Origin of the sequence: Mesorhizobium sp. ORS 3428, from assembly GCF_001854785.1 — a bacterium.
Lineage (GTDB): Bacteria > Pseudomonadota > Alphaproteobacteria > Rhizobiales > Rhizobiaceae > Mesorhizobium.
The window spans coordinates 1-1,689 of the sequence record NZ_MDFL01000082.1; the positions used below are offsets into that span (position 1 = coordinate 1).

Here is a 1,689-nt window from a genome sequence, read left to right on the forward strand (position 1 = left end):
GGCCTGGATGGCTCTTACGAATGCACAATGCTCAGCTCGCACGCTCCATGTCACGCAAAGGATGCTCACCGGATAACGCAGCCTGCGAGGGCTTCTTCGGACGGCTGAAAAATGAGATGTACTACCATCGTGACTGGATCAACACGACGCTTGAAGACTTCATGCAGCAGGTGGATTCCTACATCCGGTGGTACAACCAGCATCGCATCAAGATCTCACTCGGTGGCCTGAGCCCCTCCGAATACCGCCGGAACCTGGGAATTGCAGCATAACCAGTCCAAGAATTCGTCCGCACCTCCTCGGCGCCCACGAGGAATTGCCCCTCAGTGGATAGCACGGCACTTATTTCGGCAGAATTCGGGAGCGTGTTCCAAAGCCGGAAGAACTGGGCTACCTTGTATGTTCCCAAACTCATCAGTGCGAGTGAGCCTGAATCGTAAAGGATGAATACGCCAATTCCGATAAGGGCAAACGGCACCAGCCAGTGGCCGTAGCGCCGAATCGGCGCGCCCAGGGATCGGTGATTCACCAGCCAGTGCGAGAACGCCAGCCAGACTGCTACGCCGATGGCAAAGACCGCGATTATGATGCCGATTTCGGCTCTGTTGCTTGTGGCAAAGACTGGCGTGTAGATGCCGATATTGTCGCTTCCGTTGGCGATCGTAACCGCTCCCACCGCAAGCACGTTGCCTAGGCCAGCCTTGGGTACTTCCGCTTCGTCGCCATCATCACCGCGCCACGCGTCGTAAAGCTTTTTCAGGCCTATCAGGATCGGAAGGAACCCAAGCAAGCCGACATATGCAGGCGCCAACACCAAGGAGACGAGGGACGCTACGAGGCTAGCTGCCACCAGCGTTGAGAACCCCAGGTACTGTCCAATGATGACTTGGTGAGCGTGGAATTTGYGATGGCCGAAAAAGCCAAGCAGGACAAAGATGTCATCGATATTGGAGGCCGCGAACATGGTGATGGCCACACCAATGGTGCTCAGCATATGAAGGGGGTCCGGTTTCGCGATGGCCCCTTCTCACCTAACAGGCTGGCGCGGTCAACGCTCCCTGTCCGATGCCACGGCGCCTACATCGCCGCTCCGGAGCCTCAACGCCGTGGCGTGGGAACGTCGCTTACGAAGAATCTGCGACCGGCTGCTCGCAGCATTGGACGGGATCGACGTCGTTCTGTGCGCTAAGATCGAGCCTGCCCCAGAGACCGGCTCCCGAAGGCTGGATCGATGTAACGAACGCTTATGGCCACGATCTCATCGAGAGTGCGATCGCAGCGGTCCGTTTGGAGTCGAGAAGGCAAAGAGACGTACCTGAGTTGCCCCCCGCTGGTAGGAGGGAGATGCTCAGAAGACCCGATGGGTTGGAGCTGGAAAGACATACCCAACTGGAGCGGATCGTGATGCCGTGTGCTGTCCGAATCGCAGTTGGGCTCACTAGCAGGGACACAGTCGYGGCGCCCGACCATCGAGGTTTGTGTCGTCGGCCAGCCTGCGCCACGGCTCATATGTCTGTCCGAGCCGCCTCCTCCAGCAATCTTTGCCGCATCCAAATACTTGCCGGATCGGTGTTCTGTTGGGCTGGCCATTGGACGGCCTCAACGAATGCTGGAAAGGGTAATGGAAGGTCTACCACCTTGAGGGGCATCATAGCGGCGAAATGCTTCACAAGTCGTAGTGGGATGGTG

2 protein-coding genes and 1 pseudogene are annotated in these 1,689 nt (G+C 57.8%); 1 reads left to right on the forward strand and 2 read right to left on the reverse strand.

Annotation, left to right across the window (positions count from 1 at the left end; translation table 11 throughout):
- The coding region (locus tag ORS3428_RS31340) for an IS3 family transposase (RefSeq protein ID WP_157895940.1) at window positions 1–272 on the forward strand (272 nt) is incomplete at its 5' end.
- Here ORS3428_RS31340 and ORS3428_RS08480 read toward each other — a convergent pair.
- Entirely contained in the window at window positions 179–994 is an 816-nt protein-coding gene (locus ORS3428_RS08480; protein WP_071096409.1) for a cadmium resistance transporter, read from the reverse strand. The genes ORS3428_RS31340 and ORS3428_RS08480 overlap by 94 nt on opposite strands.
- A gap of 511 nt (window positions 995–1,505) precedes the next feature.
- Window positions 1,506–1,689: pseudogene (locus tag ORS3428_RS33895) on the reverse strand (LysR family transcriptional regulator); the annotation flags it as partial.